At 61.5% G+C, this 16,827-nt stretch carries 17 protein-coding genes; 10 read left to right on the top strand and 7 right to left on the bottom strand.

Translation table 11 applies throughout. From position 1 onward, the window contains the following. Positions 1-4 precede the first annotated feature (4 nt). From AB8A50_RS14390 to soxA, 3 genes are read left to right on the top strand one after another with little or no spacing between them, the layout of a single operon-like run. Entirely contained in the window at positions 5-481 is a 477-nt protein-coding gene (locus AB8A50_RS14390) for a SoxY-related AACIE arm protein (RefSeq protein ID WP_439072746.1), read from the top strand. Then, positions 481-801, top strand: a complete 321-nt coding sequence (soxZ, locus tag AB8A50_RS14385; protein ID WP_439078097.1) for a thiosulfate oxidation carrier complex protein SoxZ — start codon at positions 481-483, stop codon at positions 799-801. Before AB8A50_RS14390 ends, soxZ begins: the two co-directional genes overlap by 1 nt. After that, the gene (soxA, locus tag AB8A50_RS14380; RefSeq protein ID WP_093756876.1) at positions 798-1,577 is read left to right on the top strand and encodes a sulfur oxidation c-type cytochrome SoxA; all 780 of its coding nucleotides are present in this window, start codon (positions 798-800) and stop codon (positions 1,575-1,577) included. Before soxZ ends, soxA begins: the two co-directional genes overlap by 4 nt. 38 nt (positions 1,578-1,615) lie before the next feature. On the opposite strand, the gene AB8A50_RS14375 is transcribed toward soxA, so the two are convergent. Continuing rightward, positions 1,616-2,110 carry a PaaI family thioesterase gene (locus tag AB8A50_RS14375; RefSeq protein WP_439078095.1) on the bottom strand — a complete coding sequence of 165 codons (495 nt, stop codon included), beginning with the start codon at positions 2,108-2,110 and terminating at the stop codon, positions 1,616-1,618. A gap of 135 nt (positions 2,111-2,245) precedes the next feature. Further along, complete coding sequence (gene carA / locus AB8A50_RS14370) at positions 2,246-3,436, bottom strand: glutamine-hydrolyzing carbamoyl-phosphate synthase small subunit (RefSeq protein ID WP_439078093.1); 1,191 nt, start codon at positions 3,434-3,436, stop codon at positions 2,246-2,248. Between the two features lie 309 nt (positions 3,437-3,745). Here carA and AB8A50_RS14365 point away from each other — a divergent pair, with 309 nt between their 5' ends. Both AB8A50_RS14365 and AB8A50_RS14360 read left to right on the top strand, forming a co-directional pair. Beyond that, a complete protein-coding gene (locus tag AB8A50_RS14365) occupies positions 3,746-5,371 on the top strand; it encodes a glycosyltransferase family 39 protein (RefSeq protein WP_439078091.1) in 1,626 nt (541 codons plus the stop codon). Between the two features lie 141 nt (positions 5,372-5,512). Then, positions 5,513-5,968: a GatB/YqeY domain-containing protein gene (locus tag AB8A50_RS14360; protein ID WP_089265497.1), complete on the top strand. Its 456-nt coding sequence runs from the start codon at positions 5,513-5,515 to the stop codon at positions 5,966-5,968. 109 nt (positions 5,969-6,077) lie between these two features. Here the strand turns inward: AB8A50_RS14360 and AB8A50_RS14355 are convergent, their stop codons facing one another. Further along, a complete protein-coding gene (locus AB8A50_RS14355) occupies positions 6,078-6,428 on the bottom strand; it encodes an endonuclease domain-containing protein (protein WP_439078090.1) in 351 nt (116 codons plus the stop codon). An 89-nt stretch (positions 6,429-6,517) separates the two neighbouring features. Next, entirely contained in the window at positions 6,518-8,146 is a 1,629-nt protein-coding gene (locus AB8A50_RS14350; RefSeq protein WP_093756872.1) for a fatty-acid--CoA ligase, read from the bottom strand. Between the two features lie 88 nt (positions 8,147-8,234). On the opposite strand from AB8A50_RS14350, the gene AB8A50_RS14345 reads away from it, so the two are divergent. Continuing rightward, positions 8,235-9,326: an extensin family protein gene (locus tag AB8A50_RS14345; protein WP_439078088.1), complete on the top strand. Its 1,092-nt coding sequence runs from the start codon at positions 8,235-8,237 to the stop codon at positions 9,324-9,326. Positions 9,327-9,596: 270 nt separating this feature from the next. On the opposite strand, the gene AB8A50_RS14340 is transcribed toward AB8A50_RS14345, so the two are convergent. Beyond that, positions 9,597-10,283, bottom strand: a complete 687-nt coding sequence (locus AB8A50_RS14340) for a L,D-transpeptidase (RefSeq protein ID WP_068734945.1) — start codon at positions 10,281-10,283, stop codon at positions 9,597-9,599. A gap of 443 nt (positions 10,284-10,726) precedes the next feature. On the opposite strand from AB8A50_RS14340, the gene AB8A50_RS14335 reads away from it, so the two are divergent. Next, the gene (locus AB8A50_RS14335) at positions 10,727-11,707 is read left to right on the top strand and encodes a magnesium transporter CorA family protein (RefSeq protein WP_089265493.1); all 981 of its coding nucleotides are present in this window, start codon (positions 10,727-10,729) and stop codon (positions 11,705-11,707) included. A 1,107-nt stretch (positions 11,708-12,814) separates the two neighbouring features. Here AB8A50_RS14335 and AB8A50_RS14330 read toward each other — a convergent pair. Further along, positions 12,815-13,534 (bottom strand): SDR family NAD(P)-dependent oxidoreductase, encoded by a 720-nt coding sequence (locus AB8A50_RS14330; protein ID WP_089265492.1) that lies wholly within the window; start codon positions 13,532-13,534, stop codon positions 12,815-12,817. Between the two features lie 65 nt (positions 13,535-13,599). Then, positions 13,600-14,250 carry a pyridoxamine 5'-phosphate oxidase gene (gene pdxH / locus AB8A50_RS14325; RefSeq protein ID WP_439078086.1) on the bottom strand — a complete coding sequence of 217 codons (651 nt, stop codon included), beginning with the start codon at positions 14,248-14,250 and terminating at the stop codon, positions 13,600-13,602. 122 nt (positions 14,251-14,372) lie between these two features. Between pdxH and AB8A50_RS14320 the strand changes: the two genes are divergently transcribed. The 3 genes from AB8A50_RS14320 (at position 14,373) to AB8A50_RS14310 (ending at position 16,799) form a co-directional block, all read left to right on the top strand. Next, positions 14,373-14,786 carry an RT0821/Lpp0805 family surface protein gene (locus tag AB8A50_RS14320; protein WP_089265490.1) on the top strand — a complete coding sequence of 138 codons (414 nt, stop codon included), beginning with the start codon at positions 14,373-14,375 and terminating at the stop codon, positions 14,784-14,786. A gap of 140 nt (positions 14,787-14,926) precedes the next feature. Next, complete coding sequence (locus AB8A50_RS14315; protein ID WP_439078085.1) at positions 14,927-15,901, top strand: DnaJ C-terminal domain-containing protein; 975 nt, start codon at positions 14,927-14,929, stop codon at positions 15,899-15,901. 121 nt (positions 15,902-16,022) lie between these two features. Then, on the top strand, positions 16,023-16,799 hold the full coding sequence (locus AB8A50_RS14310) for a hypothetical protein (protein ID WP_439078084.1): 777 nt from the start codon (positions 16,023-16,025) through the stop codon (positions 16,797-16,799). The last annotated feature ends 28 nt before the right edge of the window (positions 16,800-16,827 follow it).

Below are 16,827 nucleotides of genomic sequence, written 5' to 3'. Positions count from 1 at the left end.
ATCCATGGCTGAGCCCGATCGAACGACGCGTCGCCAGTTCCTGGCGACCGCCGGCGGCGCAGCGCTCGGCGCGGTGTCACTCGTGCATGTCGGCCCGGCCCATGCGACGCCGGACACCATGAAGGCGGCCATCCGCGATATCGTCAACGGCGCCGGCGTGCGCCCCGGCAAAGTGAAGCTCGACGTCCCGCCGCTGGTCGAGAACGGCAACACGGTGCCGCTCACGGTCACGGTGACGAGTCCGATGAGTGATGCGGATCACGTGGTCAGTATCCACATTTTCAACGAGAAGAACCCGCAGCCCAATGTCGGTAATTTCTATATCTCCCCACGTGCAGGCCGTGCGCAGATATCGACGCGCATCCGGCTCGCCGACACGCAGACACTGACGGCCATCGCGAAACTCTCCGATGGTTCGTTCTGGTCGGCGACCGCCGACGTCGTGGTCACGCTCGCCGCATGTACCGAGGAGGCAACCTGATGGCGTCCGCGCTGATCAACGTTCCGTCTACGGCCAAGCGTGGCGACATCATCGAGATCAAGACGCTGATGTCCCACATCATGGAGACCGGCTTTCGCCATACCGTGACCGGCGAGGTTATCCCGCGCAACATCATCACCAATTTCACCTGCCGCTATAATGGCGAGGAAGTGTTCCGGGCCGATCTGTTTCCCGCGTTCTCCGCCAATCCTTTCATCTCCTTCTTTACGGTCGCCACCGAGAGCGGAAAATTCGAATTCCAATGGATCGGCGACAACGGATTTCAGGAAACTGCGTCGGCCAGCATCACGGTCACATGAGGCGACTGCGAAATATCAGCCTGTCGTTGCTGGCAACCGTCGCCTTCACGTCGCTTATCGAAGCGGCGGAGATCGCGCCGGGCGAACGACGCTCCGGTGCCAGTTTCATGTCCGTCGAAACCCAGGCCATGCAGAACGACGCCACGGCCAATCCCGGCATGCTGGGGGTGCTGGATGGCGAGGCGCTGTGGACCCGAAAGCCTGTTGCCGGCCGTGCTTGCGCGGATTGCCACGGTGATGCCAGCAGCATGCGCGGCGTCGCTGTGCGATACCCGGCATTCGATGACAAGCTCAATCGCCCGGTCGATCTCGAACAGCGCGTCAATCTCTGCCGTGTCGATCATCAACAATTGCCGCCGCTCGCCGATGAAAGCCGTGATCTGCTGGCGCTGACCGCATTGATCGGCCGGCAATCACAGGGGATGCCGATCGAGACGGGCGCCGATTCACGTCTGCAAGCATTCATCGACAAAGGCCGCGATGCCTTCATGCGGCGTCAGGGGCAGTTGAATCTGGCATGCACGAACTGTCACGACGACAACTGGGACAAACGTCTCGCCGGCTCCGCGATCACGCAGGCCCATCCAACGGGCTATCCCGTCTATCGGCTGGAGTGGCAGGGGCTTGGCTCTCTCAAGCGCCGCCTGCGCAATTGCATGATCGGCGTGCGGGCGCAGCCTTATAGCGCCGACGCGCCTGAGATGGTCGAGCTTGAGCTCTACCTGATGTCGCGCGCGCGGGGCATGGCAAGCGAAACTCCCGCTGTCAGGCCGTGACGTGTCGAATTTCCGTCAGAGTGCCCGCGGGCTCCAGGTCAGGCCGCGTCCTTCGGAATCTCGAACACCAGACACGTCGTGGTGGCATGGGCGATGAGTCGGCCCTTGGAATCCGTGATGCGCGCTTCGGCGGTGGCGGCTCGGCGGCCGACATTCAGCGTCTTGCCTTCGGTGCGAACGGCGCCAGAATCCTTGCTCATCCCGCGGATGAAGCTGATCTTGAATTCCAGCGTGGTGTAGCCGGTGCCGACAGGCAGCATCGAATGCACAGCCAGTCCCATCGCCGAATCCAGCAGGATCGCGGCGTAACCGCCGTGCACCGAGCCGATCGGATTGTAGTGCCGGAAGCCGGGGACGCTGTGAAACACGACAACGCCAGGTTCTGCGGTCGAGTCGAACGGCTCGACATTCTCCATGATCGGCGGCTGCGGCAGCTCGCCGGCGAACATCTTGCGCACGAAATCGAGCCCGGACATCGAGGCCATCAGGCTGGTGGGCACGACGTCGTAACGGGGTGTGGGTGCGTCGGTCATGGATCATTCCCGGCAATTTTGATGATGATCATCATACAAAAGGTGGCGCCGTGTGTCATCTTCTCTGCGTCCAGAACGAAAATGGCCGGGATGATCCCGGCCATGGCGTCTTGATTCCGCAAACTGAAATGAGAGCTACGACGCCTTGTTCGCCCGCATCAAATCCGCGAACCGCTTGAACAAGTAGTGCGAGTCGCGCGGACCGGGGGAAGCCTCCGGGTGATACTGCACCGAGAATACCGGCTTGCCGTCGAGCTGGATGCCGCAATTGGATCCGTCGAACAGCGAGATATGGGTCTGCGTCGCGCCCTTGGGCAGCGTCGCTTCATCCACCGCGAAGCCGTGGTTCATCGAGGTGATTTCCACCTTGCCGGTGGTCTCGTCCTTGACCGGATGATTGGCGCCGTGATGGCCCTGATGCATCTTCTTGGTCTTGGCGCCCACTGCAAGGCCGAGCATCTGGTGACCGAGGCAGATGCCGAATGTGGGCACGCCGGAATCGATCACCTGCTTGATGACAGGCACGGCATATTTGCCGGTCTCGGCGGGATCGCCTGGGCCATTCGACAGGAACACACCGTCCGGCTTCAGCGCCATGATCTCTTCGGCCGAAGTCGTGGCTGGAACGACCGTGACCTTGCAGCCTTCGCCGGCCAGCAGGCGCAGGATGTTGCGCTTGATGCCGTAATCGATAGCGACGACGTTGAATTCAGGGGTGGTCTGGCGGCCGAAGCCCTTTTCCCATTCCCAGGGAGTCTCGTCCCACGTGAAGCGCTGGGCCGACGTCACCATCGGCACCAGGTCCATGCCTTCGAGACCCGGCCATTCGCGCGCTTCTTCCTTCAGGCCATGCAGGTCGAATTGGCCGTCCTTCGCATGCACAAGCACCGCATTGGGCATGCCCTTGTTGCGGATCAGCGCGGTCAGGGCGCGGGTGTCGATGCCGGAAATGCCGATGATGCCGCGGGCCTTCAGCCAGGCGTCGAGATGCCGGGAAGAGCGGTAATTCGACGGGTCGGTGATCGCCGAGCGCAGGATCACGCCGCGGGCGCCTGGCGTCGCCGCCATGTTCACCGTCTCGATATCCTCGTCGTTGGTGCCGACATTGCCAATATGCGGGAAGGTGAAGGTGATCAGCTGCCCGGCATAGGATGGATCGGTGAGGATTTCCTCATAACCGGTCATCGCCGTGTTGAAGCAGACTTCGCCCACGGCCTGGCCTTCCGCGCCGAGGCCGAAGCCCTCCAGCACGGTGCCATCGGCGAGCACGAGGAGCGCGGTCGGTTTGTGGTCCGGCCAGGCTGAAGATGTTTCTGAGGGGGTCATGAGGGGACTACATAGTCCGCGCATCCGCCGCCGTCAAAGCCGGAAAGGCCGGATTCACACGTCAACCATGGCCTGGCAGGTTCGCAATCGGCGCTTTGCCCGATCAATGGGCCCGGACAGAGCTTCATTAAGGAATAATATCTTATCTGGCAGAATTGTGGTGTTCCGGTTGTCCGGCGAAACCTGCACGCCGATAGCGCGTAATTTGCAGAATGAGATGTAAAATCAACTAATTATAATTACGGATGCTTGCCGGAACTCACTTTCGCCGGTAGCAAGCTACGACTTCCCGTATTTCCGGATATTTCAGTGCAGTTGGACTATTTCGCCAAGATGGCCGCGCGCTCGGCCGTCGCGCCTGCGCGATGGCGCAGGCCTTTTCTGACCTTCCTCGATGGGATCGAGAAGGGCTGGACGATTCCTGTGCTGATCGTCGGCTTCGCGGGAATCTGGCTGCTGTTTCTGGTGATCGCCTATCAGAGCGGCGATCTACATGCGGATGCGCTGGAAACCTGGACGCTTGGGCGCGAATTCGCATGGGGTAATCCCAAACATCCGCCCTTGATGGGCTGGGTCGCGCGGCTGTGGACGCTGGTTTTCCCGCTGACCGACTGGTCGTTCCAGTTGCTGTCGATGACCAATGCCGCGGTGGCGCTCTGGGCCGTCGATCTGATTGCGCGCCGCTTCGTGCGCGGCGATTCGCGAGCCGTCGTGCTGCTGCTGCTGATGCTGCTTCCGGCCTACCAGTTCCATGCCCAGCGCTTCAACGCGAACACGGTGCTGCTCGCGGTCTGGCCGCTGGCGACCTATTGCTTCCTGCGCTCCTTTGAAACGCGCGCTATCGGCTGGGCTGCCGCCGCCGGCGTCCTGTCCGCGCTGGCGATGCTCGGCAAATATTATTCGATCTTCCTGATCGCCAGCTTCGCGCTGGCAGCGATCGTGCATCCGCAGCGGGCGGTCTATTTCAGGTCCTGGGCACCGTGGGTCTCGACACTTGCCGGGCTCATTGTCCTTGGGCCGCACATCCATTGGCTCGTGACGACCGGTGCTGCGCCGTTCACCTATGCCATGCAGGTTCACGGCGGCATCGACTTCGGTCAGTCACTGATCGAAGCCAGCATGTTTTTGCTCGGTCTCGCGGCGACGCTGGCGCTCCCGGCCATTGTCTGGGTTTTATCGGCCGAGCTGCGCCTGAAGTACTTTTCGGCCGATTTCCGTGCCATGGGTCCAGGATTGCTGCTGCTGTTCTGGGTGTTTATCGGCACCGTGCTGCTGCCCGTTATGACAACCGTCACGCTTGGCACCGACATGCCTTCGCTATGGGCGCTCCAGGGCTTGTTCCTGCCTGCCGTTTTGATCGTCTGCGGTGCCCGCTTCACGCTCGAACGCCTGTATGTGGTCAATATGGTGGTGTTCGTTGCCGGCATCGCCATCATCGCAACCGTTGTGGCTGCTCCGATCCATGCGATTTACCGCAACAGCATCAATCCTAACGAGCGGACTTACTATCGGCTGGCCGCTCAAGAGCTGACTGACCGGTGGCACCAGATGACAGGCCGGCCGATGCCACGGATCAGTGGCGACGACGGACTGGCATTCGCGACGGCCTTTTACAGCCCTGACCATCCCGTCTACAGCCGCCCGTTCCAGTTCCAGTACACTTGGGGCATGCCGCGCGCGACGACGCTGCAGAAGGGGTGGGCTTCGATGTGCTTTGCGACAGATAGCGATTGCCTGATGTGGATGGGCAAGGTCGCGATGCTCGAGCCGCGGCACGTCAGGTTTGATTTCGAGGTTCAGCCCCGGCTATGGGGCCATGCCGGTATTCCGGCCACCATATCGGCGTTGATGGTTCTGCCATACGTCGCTGGAGCCGGCGCGCCCGGGCCGCTATCTGCAGGCGTGGAGGATTTCAGCTCCAGCCATCGGCAATAGGTTTGGGCAGTAGGTCGGGCAATAGCTCCGGGCGGCGTCCCCGAGAATTGGCGGGTGCAGTTGTGCATACCCCTTAAAACGCTTAGATCGGGGCCAACCGAGTTCCGGCGCTGCGATTGGCGGCCGCAAGAGGAGACGCAGATGCTGCGCGATGACATCAACAACGCCGTCAAGGACGCCATGCGGGCCAAGGACGAGCGCAAGCTTTCGACGCTTCGCATGGTCAATTCGACCATCAAGAATGCCGATATCGAAGCGCGCGGCCAGAGCAAGCCGCCGCTGTCGGATGCCGACCTGCTGAGCCTGCTGCAGAAGATGATCAAGCAGCGCCAGGAATCGGTGGAGCTCTATGACAAGGGCGGCCGCGCGGAGCTCGCGACCCAGGAGCGCGAGGAAATCGCGATCATCTCCGCCTATCTGCCGCAGCAGATGTCGGAGGACGAGACCAAGTCCGCCATCGCAGCCGAGATCGCAGCGACCGGTGCGGCCGGCATGAAAGACATGGGCAAGGTGATCGCCGCGCTGAAAGCGAAATATGCCGGCCAGATGGACTTCGGCAAGGCCAGCGGTCTGGTCAAGGCTGCGCTCAACGGCTGAGGCTCTCTTTAACCTCTCCCCGCCCTTTGCGGGGAGAGGTCGCGCGCACCTGGCGCGCGGGTGAGGGGCCAAGCACGCTGCTTCAACGCACGCAATCTATCGGTTCGGATCAATCCGAGGTCTTGCGCAATTCCTCATCGATGAGCGACAGCACGCCTTCGATATTTGACAGCACATCGTTGTTCCAGAAGCGAAGCACGCAATAACCTTGCTCGCGCAGATATCGATCGCGCATGGCGTCCCGTTGCGACTCCAGATGCTGCCCGCCATCGACCTCGATAACGATCATCTTCTCCCGACAAACGAAGTCGCAGATATATCGCACGATCGGCTCTTGGCGAATAAATTTGCAGCCGGCAATCTGCCTGTTGCGCAGACGATTCCACAGTTTCGTTTCGGCGTCGGTGGAGTTGGCGCGTAATTCGCGCGATCTGTTGGCAATGCGAATGTGGCCACGCATGTGCCATGCCCCTCACCCGACCGGCTTCGCCGGTCGACCTCTCCCCGCGAAGGGCGGGGAGAGGTTAGGAACGCTGTCGCTCTTGTCAGCTAAGCCGCCGCCGTCGGCAGGCTATACGTCTTGAACTGATCGCGCAGGGCGGTCTTCAGGATCTTGCCGGTGGCCGTGTGCGGGATCGCATCGACGAACACCACATCGTCCGGCATCCACCACTTGGCGATCTTGCCATCCATATATTTCAGGATGTCTTCGCGCGTGGCGGTTTGATCCTGCTTCAGTTGTACGATCAGCAGCGGGCGCTCGTCCCACTTCGGATGATAGACGCCGATGACGGCGGCTTCCGCCACCTGCGGATGACCGACGGCAAGGTTTTCCAGATCGATCGACGAGATCCATTCGCCGCCGGACTTGATGACGTCCTTGGAGCGGTCGGTGATCCGCATATAGCCATGGGCGTCGATGGTCGCGACGTCGCCGGTGTCGAAATAGCCTTCCTCGTCGAGGATCTCGTCCTCGACGCGGAAATAAGCTGATGATACTGACGGGCCGCGCACCTTGAGACGGCCGAAGGTCTTGCCGTCCCATGGCAGGTTCTTGCCGGCGTCGTCGGTGATCTTCATCTGGACGCCGAACGGCGGATAGCCCTGGGTCTGCAGGATATCCAGCCGCTCGTCGCCTTCGAGCTGGTCGAACGGCGGCTTCAACGCGGCCAGCGTGCCGATCGGGCTCATTTCGGTCATGCCCCAGGCATGACGTGCACCGATGCCCATATCGACGAACGCCTTGATCATCGAGCGCGGCATCGCCGATCCGCCGCATACCACCATGCGCAGGTCGGGCAGTTTCAGATTGTTCTGCGACATGTAGTTGAGCAGCATCAGCCATACCGTCGGCACGCCCGCGGTATGCGTCACCCTCTCGGTGGAGAGCAATTCGTAGATCGAAGCGCCGTCCATCTTGGCGCCTGGCAGCACGAGCTTGGTGCCCATCGACGGCGCGGAGAACGCGATGCCCCAGCTATTGGCATGGAACAGCGGGACTACCGGCAGCATGGTGTCGGCGGCATTGGCGCCGAGCGAGTCACCGGTATTGGCCATCAGCGCGTGCATCACGTTGGAGCGGTGAGAATACAGCACGCCCTTCGGATCGCCTGTTGTTCCCGATGTGTAGCACATCGCCGCTGCGGTGTTCTCGTCGAACTCCTTCCATTTGAAGTTGCCGTCGACCTCAGCGATCCAGTCCTCATAGGCCACGGCGTTTTTCAGCGTGGTCTGCGGCATGTGTGCCTTGTCGGTGTAGATGATGTAGCGCTCTACTGATGGCAGCTGGTCGGCGAGTTTCTCGAGGATCGGGACGAAGGTGAGGTCGGTCATCACGATGCGATCTTGCGCATGGTTGATGATCCACGCGATCTGATCCGGGAATAGACGTGGATTGACGGTGTGGCAGATGGCGCCGATGCCCATGATGCCGTACCACGTTTCCAGGTGCCGCCACGTGTTCCACGCGATGGTGGCGACGCGGTCGCCCATCTTGATGCCCTCGCGGTCGAGACGCTGTGCGACCTTCAGGGCACGGGTACGAATTTCGGCGTAATTGGTGCGGTGGATGGGACCTTCGACTGATCTGGTCACGACCTCGCGCTCGCCGTGGACTTGGGCCGCATGATCGATGATCCGATGACACAGCAAAGGCCAGTCTTGCATCAAGCCACGCATTTGATCGTTCCTCCGTCTTGTGATTGGCGTGCCGGCTCCCCGATCGTTGCCGGGGAACTTCGACCCTGTTCTTGCTTTAGGTCTTGGCATGAAGTTTAGCGCGGGGAAAGCGGCCCGGAAATGGACTTTTGGCCTATCCGGCTGCGACCAAAGGACAATTGGGGTGGTTCTGGCGTTGCTGCTGGTTGCCGCGCCGGCGCAGGCCTATCTGACGACATCGCGTGTGCCGCTGCCAAAGCCCCGCCCGGCAGAGGCGCCGGCGATCGAGCCGGCGCAAAATCCCGGTGAGGAGCCTGCGAGATCGGAGCAACCCGCTGAGCCTGAGAAGCCTGCTGCGGAAGCGCGTCCGCCGGAGCCGCCGCCGCCTTCAGCCTGCCGCTTGGCGCTTACCGATGCCATCGCTGTTGCGCCGAGTATTCCCGACATCAAGGGGCCGGGCGCCTGCGGCGGACCCGACATGGTGCGGCTGGAAGCGGTTGTGCTGCCGGACAAGACGCGCGTGCCGCTGAAGCCGGCAGGAACGATGCGCTGCGCCATGGCAACGGCGGTGGCCGAATGGATTCGCGCCGACATGGCACCGCTCGCGACCAACCTCGGCACCAAGCTTCTTGAGCTCGATAATTTCGACTCCTTCGATTGCCGTGGTCGCAACCGTGTCGTCGGGGCGAAACTGTCAGAGCATGGCCGCGCCAATGCGCTGGATGTGCGCGGGCTGAAACTCGCCAATGGCCGCTCGATCGCGCTCACCGAGCGCAACACGCCGCGTGAGCAGCGCGAGGCCGTGCTGCATTCGGTCTGTACGAGGTTCACCACCGTATTGGGGCCGGGCTCCGACGGCTACCACGAGGATCATATCCATCTCGATATCGCCGAGCGGCGCGGCAACTACCGGATCTGCCAGTGGGACGTCTGGGACGAGTGGCCGCGCATCGCACCGCTGATGCCGGCCGTGCGTCCGGACGAAGCACCGCCGCGCGAAGTGGCCGAGGGCAAGCCGGGGGAGGCGAAGCCTGAGACGGCGAAGCCTGCAGAGCCTGCGGCGGCTCGACCGGCTGCGACGGAGCCCGAACCGGAGCCCGAAGCAGAAGCCGCGCCTCCACAAGAACAGCCCAAGCCGAAGCCAAAACCCAAGCCGAAGAAGCGCCGCGCGCCGCCATCGCCGTTCAGCTTTTTGCGGTGATCTGAAAAGGAGTGGGAGAGCAGGCGTGAGGCTGCAATAGCCTCTCAGCTGTCATCCCCGCGAAGGCGGGGATCCATAACCGCTATCGGGTGTAGTGGGGGCGGTCACGGAGCCGCATCTGCTGTGCTTCGTCAGTTCTCGGGAGTGTATGGATCCCCGCCTTCGCGGGGATGACACCGGTGTTTGGGGTAATAGCCGGGCAACCCGATATCCACCCAACAAAAAAGCGCCGGATCAACCGGCGCTTTTTCCATCTCATAAAACCTCAGCTCAGTATGGCGTTCCGCCGCCGCCCTGCAGGGCCAGCTTCGAATTATACGGCGAGTCGCCGGCCTTCGGCTCGAGCACGACGACCACAGCGCCGGGCTTGACGCGGCTATAGAGGTCGATGACGTCTTCGTTGGTCATGCGGATGCAGCCCGACGAGATCGAGGCGCCGATATATTCCGGCTGATTGGTGCCGTGAATGCGGAACAGCGTGTCCTTGTTGCCCTGATAGAGATAGAGGGCGCGGGCACCGAGCGGATTATCGACGCCGCCGGGCACCTGGGCCGGCAGGCCTTCGATGCGGGCGTGAATGTCCTTGGTCGGGGTCCACTTCGGCCATTCGGCCATGTTGCCGACGCGCGCGACGCCCGAGAAGGCCAGCGCTTCTTCGCCGACGGTCACGCCATAGCGGATCGCCTTGCCGCCGTCCTGGACGAAATAGAGATAGTGGTTGTCGGAATCGACCACGATCGAGCCCGGCGCTTCCTTGCGGTGGAAGTCGACGATGGCGCGGCGGAACGGCTCGGCGACGGCAACCTTGGCGTAACGTGCCTTGGCGAGCTGTGCCTTGTCATTCGGCTTGAGGCTGGCTTCCGGGGCGGCCTGGAATTGCGTTGCGGTCTGCATGCAGCCCGACAGCATCAGGCCGGCGGCGACAATCAATCCAAGCTTAATCTTGAGCGGCGACATGTCATTGTTCCAATTGCGTGAGGTCCGAATTCAGACAGGCTGGTGCAAGGAAACGCACCCAAAATAGCCCGCGAACGCCACGATTCCGTTAAAGCTACTATCGCTGAAATCCGCTGCAATTCCAGCGGTTAGATGCGCTGCGCATCATGCAGCGCACAACCTGTGTCATATTTGCCGCAGAATTTTCGACCCTCCGGCCAAATCCTGTGCAGAACCGCAACGCCTCGCGAAGCCGTGATGCGCGCGTGACAATTTTGTCAGATCGAGACCATGGAACGCGCGATCTTGCGGGAAAAATTCCCCGGGTTCGGGTGGGGTTGGCGCGCCGCACAAAGGCTGTCATGACGGCTGCATCCGCATCGGTCATGGTCGGTCGCCCCTGCCGATTCTGTCCGGATCGTCCGTATTGCAGTGTCCCGCCTTTTCAATGTCCCGGAGTTGCCATGCTCGCTGTCTTCACCCCTGCCGACCACGCCTTGAGAAAATCCGAGCCAACCGATCTCGAAGCGTTGCCGGACAATGCGGTGTGGATCGACATGGTGAAGCCGTCGCCAGCCGAAGACAAGGCGGTGGAGAAACTGGCGGGGGTGGAAATTCCGACCCGCGAAGACATGCAGGAGATCGAAATCTCCAGCCGTCTCTATATCGAGAACGGCGCCCGCTATATGACCGCGAGCTTGATGTGCGGCTCCGACACGGAGTCGCCGCGGATCACGGCGGTAACTTTCATCCTCACCCGGCAACGGCTGGTGACGGTGCGCTACGACACACCGCGTCCGTTCGCGTCCGTCGAACTGAAGCTTGGCCGCAACGCGCCGCCCGGCGCCAATGGTGAAACCATTCTGCTCGAACTGCTCGACGCGGTGATCGATCGGTGCGCCGACATTCTCGAACGCGTCGGCGCCGACGTCGATCAGGTCAGCCACGACATCTTCGAGCCGGATGAGTCGCTGCGGACCGGCCATGCCAAGCGTTATTCCGAAATTCTGATCACCATCGGTCGCAAGGGCGACCTGACCTCGAAAGTACGTGAAAGCCTCGTCTCGATCGGCCGCGTCGTCACCTTCATCACGGCGGAAGCCGAAGGCGTGAAGTGGTCGAAGGACATGCGCGCGCAGCTCAAGACCATGCAGCGCGACGTGGTGTCCCTGACCGATCACGCCTCCTATCTGTCGAACAAGATCACCTTCACGCTCGATGCGATGCTCGGTGTCGTCAATCTCGAACAGAACAACATCATCAAGCTGTTCTCGGTCATGGCCGTCGTGCTGATGCCGCCGACATTGATCGCCTCGGTCTATGGCATGAATTTCAAGGCGATGCCGGAACTGCAATGGGATGTCGGTTACCCCATGGCGCTGATCATGATGCTGTTCGCCGCGGTGCTGCCTTATATGTTCTTCAAGTGGAAGAAGTGGCTGTAGGGCACGTAGGGCGGCACTAACCTCTCATTTGTCATTCCGGGATGCGTCACGCCGGCGAAGCCGGCGGGGTGCAGGCCCGGAATCCATAAGTTCGATCGTGGTTATGGATTCCGGGTTCGCGCAAGGGCGCGCCCCGGAATGACAAATGAGGGATAGCAGCGCCCAAACATTTTTTCCTAGCTACTATTGACAATATACCCATAAGGATTATCCTCCGTTCATCCGGTTCACGAGGGGCGCTTCATGAGGCGTCTTGAAGTGGGACAGGGATGCGGCGCCTGCGGGTGTGGGGTGACGTACCCCGCGCACTCGGGAGGCCTTGGGTCACCGTCCGGCCCCACTACGGGGGTCTGCCACTCATGCTGGCTGGACGTGGCATTGGTGAACGGCGGGAAACCGTCGGGATCAGCGGAGTGCGGAGCTCTGCGCCTTTGCCCGGAAGAACGGTCCCGGGGACAGAAATCGCCGCGGTGGCGCGCCGGATGGCGTTGCGCGGTTGCAGCTTGCCGGCGTTCCGGCGGAGCGGATCGCGAAAATTACCACCATTTCGCGTCGTCAGGCGCGCTGCCACCCCTCATGTTTCACGAGGGGACACCGCTTAGACAACCCCGAGCATGCGCTCGCGGGATCATAAAGGCGCGGGTGTCTGAATCTTTTTCCAACTATCAAAACGCATTCATGATGCGTGTTCGAAAAGCCCAATGATCATAGGCTTCGCGCGATTCTCGCCACAATTTATCCGGTAAAATTCGAGCGTTCCGCTGAACGGTTGCGCTAATGGTTGCTGTCATAACGCTGTCAGAAGCGATGAGGACAGCAATGGTTGACAAAACAGAAACATCGGGACGGAACGTCGTCGATCTCAGGTCCTATCAACAGGCGCGCATGGCCAACGGTCGGGCGCAGGCGATGTCTGCGCGTACCTGCCGGCATTGTGGTGCCGGGTTGATGGACGGCGAATCCGAAGACGATTGTTCCAGCGCGGGGATCAGCGCGGCTGCGCCGATGCCGCGGAAATTTTACGCGGACTAGAAAATCCCGCGCTTTTCGAGGAGCGCCAGAATGGCGCGGTCCTCAGCATGACTATTCCCCACCCGTTACCGCTGATCAGACGTGCTGGCCGCCATTGATGTGGATCTCGGCGCCGTTCACGTATGAACTCGTTTCCGTACACAGCACATAGATGATCTTGGCGACTTCGTCGGGCGTGCCGAGCCGATGCAGCGGGATCTGCTGATCGACGATGGTCTGCGTGCCCGGCGAGAGGATCGAGGTGTCGATCTCGCCCGGCGCGATGGCGTTGACGCGGATGCCGAGGCGGCCGAAATCCGACGCCATTTCGCGGGTCAGCGACGCCAGCGCCGCTTTCGATGTGGCATAGGCCGCACCGGCAAACGGATGCACGCGCGAGCCGGCGATCGAGGTGACATTCACCACTGAGCCCTTCGCAGCCTTCAACTGTTCGATCAGCCCGCGGGCCATCATGATCGGTGCGAAGAAGTTGACGTTGAAGACATGGCTCCAGGTCGCGACGTCAGTATCGATCGAGCCCATGCGCGCGCCACCTTCGGCCTTCGGCGAGATGGCGGCATTGTTCACCAGCGCATGCAGCGCGCCGCCGTTCAGCCGTTCCTTGATGTCGTCGATGGCGCGGACGGTGTCGTCATGGTCGGCGAGGTCGACCTGGATGTGATCTTCGGGGCCGGCATCCCATGGGCAGACTTCCGGAAACGGATGCCGCGAACAGGTCAGCACACGCCAGCCGGCGCTTGAAAAGCGCATCACGGTGGCATGACCGATGCCGCGGCTTGCGCCGGTGAGCAGCATGGTGCGCTTGGGCGCGTTCGATCCTGGATGGCTCACGGGTCTGGTTCTCGTCTCGTTGTCGGCGTTCACGGATACAGTCTCACCTTGGTCCAGGACGTATCTGGTGCCGCGGTGTCGCGGCGGAATTCGATGCGGTCGTGCAGGCGATACGGGCGGTCGTGCCAGAACTCGAACCGCTGTGGCGTAATGCGCCATCCGCTCCAGCCTGGCGGACGTGGCACGCTGCCGATCAGGTGCTTGGCGCCTTCCTTGGCGATGGCCTGTTCAAAGGCAAAACGGCTTTCCAGCGGCTGCGACTGCTTGCTCGCCCAGGCGCCGATCTGCGCCTGTTTCGGGCGGGTTGCGAAATACTCGTCGGCCTCGGCATCGGTCACGCGGGTGACGGGACCGCGAATGCGGACCTGCCGGCGCAGCGACTTCCAGTGAAACAGTAGCGCTGCCTTGGGATTGGCGGCGAGCTCCTGACCCTTCTGGCTGGCGATGTGGCTGTAGAACACGAAGCCGTCGGTGTCGTAGCCCTTCATCAGCACCATGCGGACATCCGGCAGGCCGTCGGCGTCGACGGTGGCCAGCGCCATCGCGTTCGGATCGTTGGGCTCGGACGCCTTCGCCTCGGTAAACCACTCGGAAAACAGCGCAAATGGTTCCGCAGCGGCCGTAAAATCACCTGACGTTAACGGAGTTGAGTCTTTGATGGGGGAGGTCGTGTCGGTCATGTCTGGAGTTCCGCTTGCGTTGGCCTGTTGTAGAGAGCTCGCTGCTGCCCCTGCATAGGCAAGACCTATATAGGATACGGCAACGCATTGGCCTATCGGCCATCTGCCCGCTCGGTGCGGCTTTGACAGCAATTCTTATCGGCAGCACCCTCGGTGGTTGCAGTATGGGCCGAAACGAGTCCGCGCTGGCCAGGATGGAGGGCGGCGATGTCACCGGTTCGATTTCGCCGGCATCCGTCCAGGCCACCAATTACGAGCCTACCGAAGCCGATCTGGTCCTGACGCGTACGGCTGCCTCGGATGTGCTCACCAAGGGCAGCAAGGATTCCAGCCAGCCGTGGGAAAACCCGTCGACCGGCGCGCGCGGATCGGTAACGCCTCTGTCCAGTGCCTATGTCGCGGAAGGTCGCACCTGCAGGGATTTTCTGGCCAGCTATGTCAACGGCACCAGCGAAAGCTGGATGCAAGGTGCGGCCTGTAAGGGTGACCGCGGCAGCTGGGACGTGCATACGCTGAAGCCGTGGAAACGGAGCTAGTTTTCACCGGCGGGCCGCTTGCGGCCGAGTTGCAAAAATGACACGAAGTCACCAGATGAAGAAGCAGGCGGGCCCTGGCCCGCAAACCCAACATGCGGGCCGATTGCCCGCCTTTTAGTTACCTGAAGGAGAGACGACGGATGCGCGACCCCTATGAGGTCTTGGGGGTGCAGCGGGGCGCCAGCGCTGCGGCGATCAAGAGTGCCTATCGCAAGCTCGCCAAGAAGCATCATCCCGACAGCAACAAGGACGATCCGAAAGCCGCCGACCGGTTTTCGGAATTGAATGCGGCCAACGAGATCATCGGCGACGAGGACAAGCGCAAGCAGTTCGACCGCGGCGAGATCGATGCCGAGGGTAAAGCACGCTTCCAGGGATTTCCGGGCGGCGGCCGCGCCGGCGCGTCGCAGCGCGGCTTCGAGCACGCCTTTCGGGGCGGTCCCGGTGCGCAGCAGGGCTTTCCCGGCGGTGCCGGTGGCGGTTTCGAGGATATCCTCAACAGCATGTTCGGCGGCGCCAGCCCGCGCGGCGCGCGGCCGGGCGCGCAGGGCTTTGAGTTCGATACCGGTGGCTATGCCGGCGGGATGCCCGATCTGGATTTGAACGTCGCCATGACGGTGACGCTGGAAGAATCCGTGAAGGGCGCCGAGAAGCGCGTGCGTCTGCCATCCGGCAAGGAATTGAACGTCAAGATACCGGCCGGCGTCACGTCGGGCCAGCAGATCCGGCTCCGCGGGCAGGGCGAAAGCGCGCCAGGACATCGTCCCGGCGATCTGATGATCACCGTCACCATCGCTCCCCACGCCCACTTCAAGGTGGATGGCAACGACCTGCGCGTCGATCTGCCGATCACGCTGTACGAAGCCGTGCTGGGGGCCAAGGTGCGCGCGCCGACACTCACCGGCGCCGTGGAGCTTTCAATTCCGAAGAACACGTCGAGCGGACGGGTGTTTCGCCTGAAGGGCAAGGGCCTGCCGCTGGCCGGAGGCGCCGCGGGCGATCTCTACTTCACCACCAGGATCATGCTGCCGGACGGCAACGATGCCGAGCTGGAAGCCCTGATGGAAAAGTGGCGAGACGGGCATCCGTATAATCCGCGGAGTGATTTGGGGTAGGTTCGGATGAGCGGTGCGGTATTGGCCGCGCCGCTCTCGATCAATCTGCTGCTAACCTTGCGGGCAGATCAATTCGGTCAACGTTTGATTGTGTCGATGCTGATGCACTATAAAACCGTGCATGGTCATCACCTATCCAACCGCCAGACTGGTTTTTCACTCTGTATGGGATGGCGGGCGTCTCGTCTTTCGCCAAGCGCCGTATTTGGTCCTGATCGCGTTTTCGATCTATGTGCTGATCGATCTCTCCAAGCTCGTAGTCGCATCCAGCGACATCGGCAGTAAAACATTTCGCCTCTTGCTCGACGGCATGTCGACGATCCTGCTGGTGCCCTTTCAGGTCGGCGCATATCGTCTGATCATTCTGGGCGAGCAGCCCGCGCACTATCTCGCGTATTTTTGCGATCGGTTCCGCCGCTATTTTAAATGGGTGGCCGTGCTCTGGGTACCGACGCTGGTCGGCGAGATCATGCCTGAGTCCGGTTTGATGAGTATTCTCTTGCCGATCGGTTTGGCGATTATCGTCATCATTGTGTCGGTCCGCCTGGTGTTGCTGTTTCCTGCTTTGGCCGCGGGCCCGGTCAATGTGACGGCTGCAGATGCATGGCACGATAGTCGAGGACGGATCTGGCTGATCGTTCGGACCATATTGGCAATCGTCATTCCGTTCACGGCGGCGCTGGTGGTGTGGATTGCTTGCATCATGATGTTGGGCCTGATGGGAAGCACGGCTGATCTTCCATTCTGGAAAGCGATGTTGCGGGCCGTTACGGACAGCACGATGGGAGTTATCGCAACCATTGTAATGATCGCGAATACGGCACTGTTATTCGATGTGATAGGTGACCGCGTCAAACGCGAAAGTTCTTTCTTGCCGGAGGCAATGCCAAACGCCTGACAGCCCGGATTCTGCTTCGCTCCATCCG

It is taken from the genome of Tardiphaga sp. 841_E9_N1_2 (assembly GCF_051811065.1).
Lineage (GTDB): Bacteria > Pseudomonadota > Alphaproteobacteria > Rhizobiales > Xanthobacteraceae > Tardiphaga > Tardiphaga robiniae.
This window is presented reverse-complemented; position numbering and strand designations above follow the sequence as displayed.

Coding starts and splice junctions, on each gene's coding strand:
- AB8A50_RS14390 (WP_439072746.1), top strand. CDS start 5: ATGGCTGAGCCCGATCGAACGACGCGTCGCCAGTTCCTGGCGACCGCC.
- soxZ (WP_439078097.1), top strand. CDS start 481: ATGGCGTCCGCGCTGATCAACGTTCCGTCTACGGCCAAGCGTGGCGAC.
- soxA (WP_093756876.1), top strand. CDS start 798: ATGAGGCGACTGCGAAATATCAGCCTGTCGTTGCTGGCAACCGTCGCC.
- AB8A50_RS14375 (WP_439078095.1), bottom strand. CDS start 2,110: ATGACCGACGCACCCACACCCCGTTACGACGTCGTGCCCACCAGCCTG.
- carA (WP_439078093.1), bottom strand. CDS start 3,436: ATGACCCCCTCAGAAACATCTTCAGCCTGGCCGGACCACAAACCGACC.
- AB8A50_RS14360 (WP_089265497.1), top strand. CDS start 5,513: ATGCTGCGCGATGACATCAACAACGCCGTCAAGGACGCCATGCGGGCC.
- AB8A50_RS14355 (WP_439078090.1), bottom strand. CDS start 6,428: ATGCGTGGCCACATTCGCATTGCCAACAGATCGCGCGAATTACGCGCC.
- AB8A50_RS14350 (WP_093756872.1), bottom strand. CDS start 8,146: ATGCGTGGCTTGATGCAAGACTGGCCTTTGCTGTGTCATCGGATCATC.
- AB8A50_RS14345 (WP_439078088.1), top strand. CDS start 8,235: ATGAAGTTTAGCGCGGGGAAAGCGGCCCGGAAATGGACTTTTGGCCTA.
- AB8A50_RS14340 (WP_068734945.1), bottom strand. CDS start 10,283: ATGTCGCCGCTCAAGATTAAGCTTGGATTGATTGTCGCCGCCGGCCTG.
- AB8A50_RS14335 (WP_089265493.1), top strand. CDS start 10,727: ATGCTCGCTGTCTTCACCCCTGCCGACCACGCCTTGAGAAAATCCGAG.
- AB8A50_RS14330 (WP_089265492.1), bottom strand. CDS start 13,534: ATGCTGCTCACCGGCGCAAGCCGCGGCATCGGTCATGCCACCGTGATG.
- pdxH (WP_439078086.1), bottom strand. CDS start 14,250: ATGACCGACACGACCTCCCCCATCAAAGACTCAACTCCGTTAACGTCA.
- AB8A50_RS14315 (WP_439078085.1), top strand. CDS start 14,927: ATGCGCGACCCCTATGAGGTCTTGGGGGTGCAGCGGGGCGCCAGCGCT.
- AB8A50_RS14310 (WP_439078084.1), top strand. CDS start 16,023: ATGGTCATCACCTATCCAACCGCCAGACTGGTTTTTCACTCTGTATGG.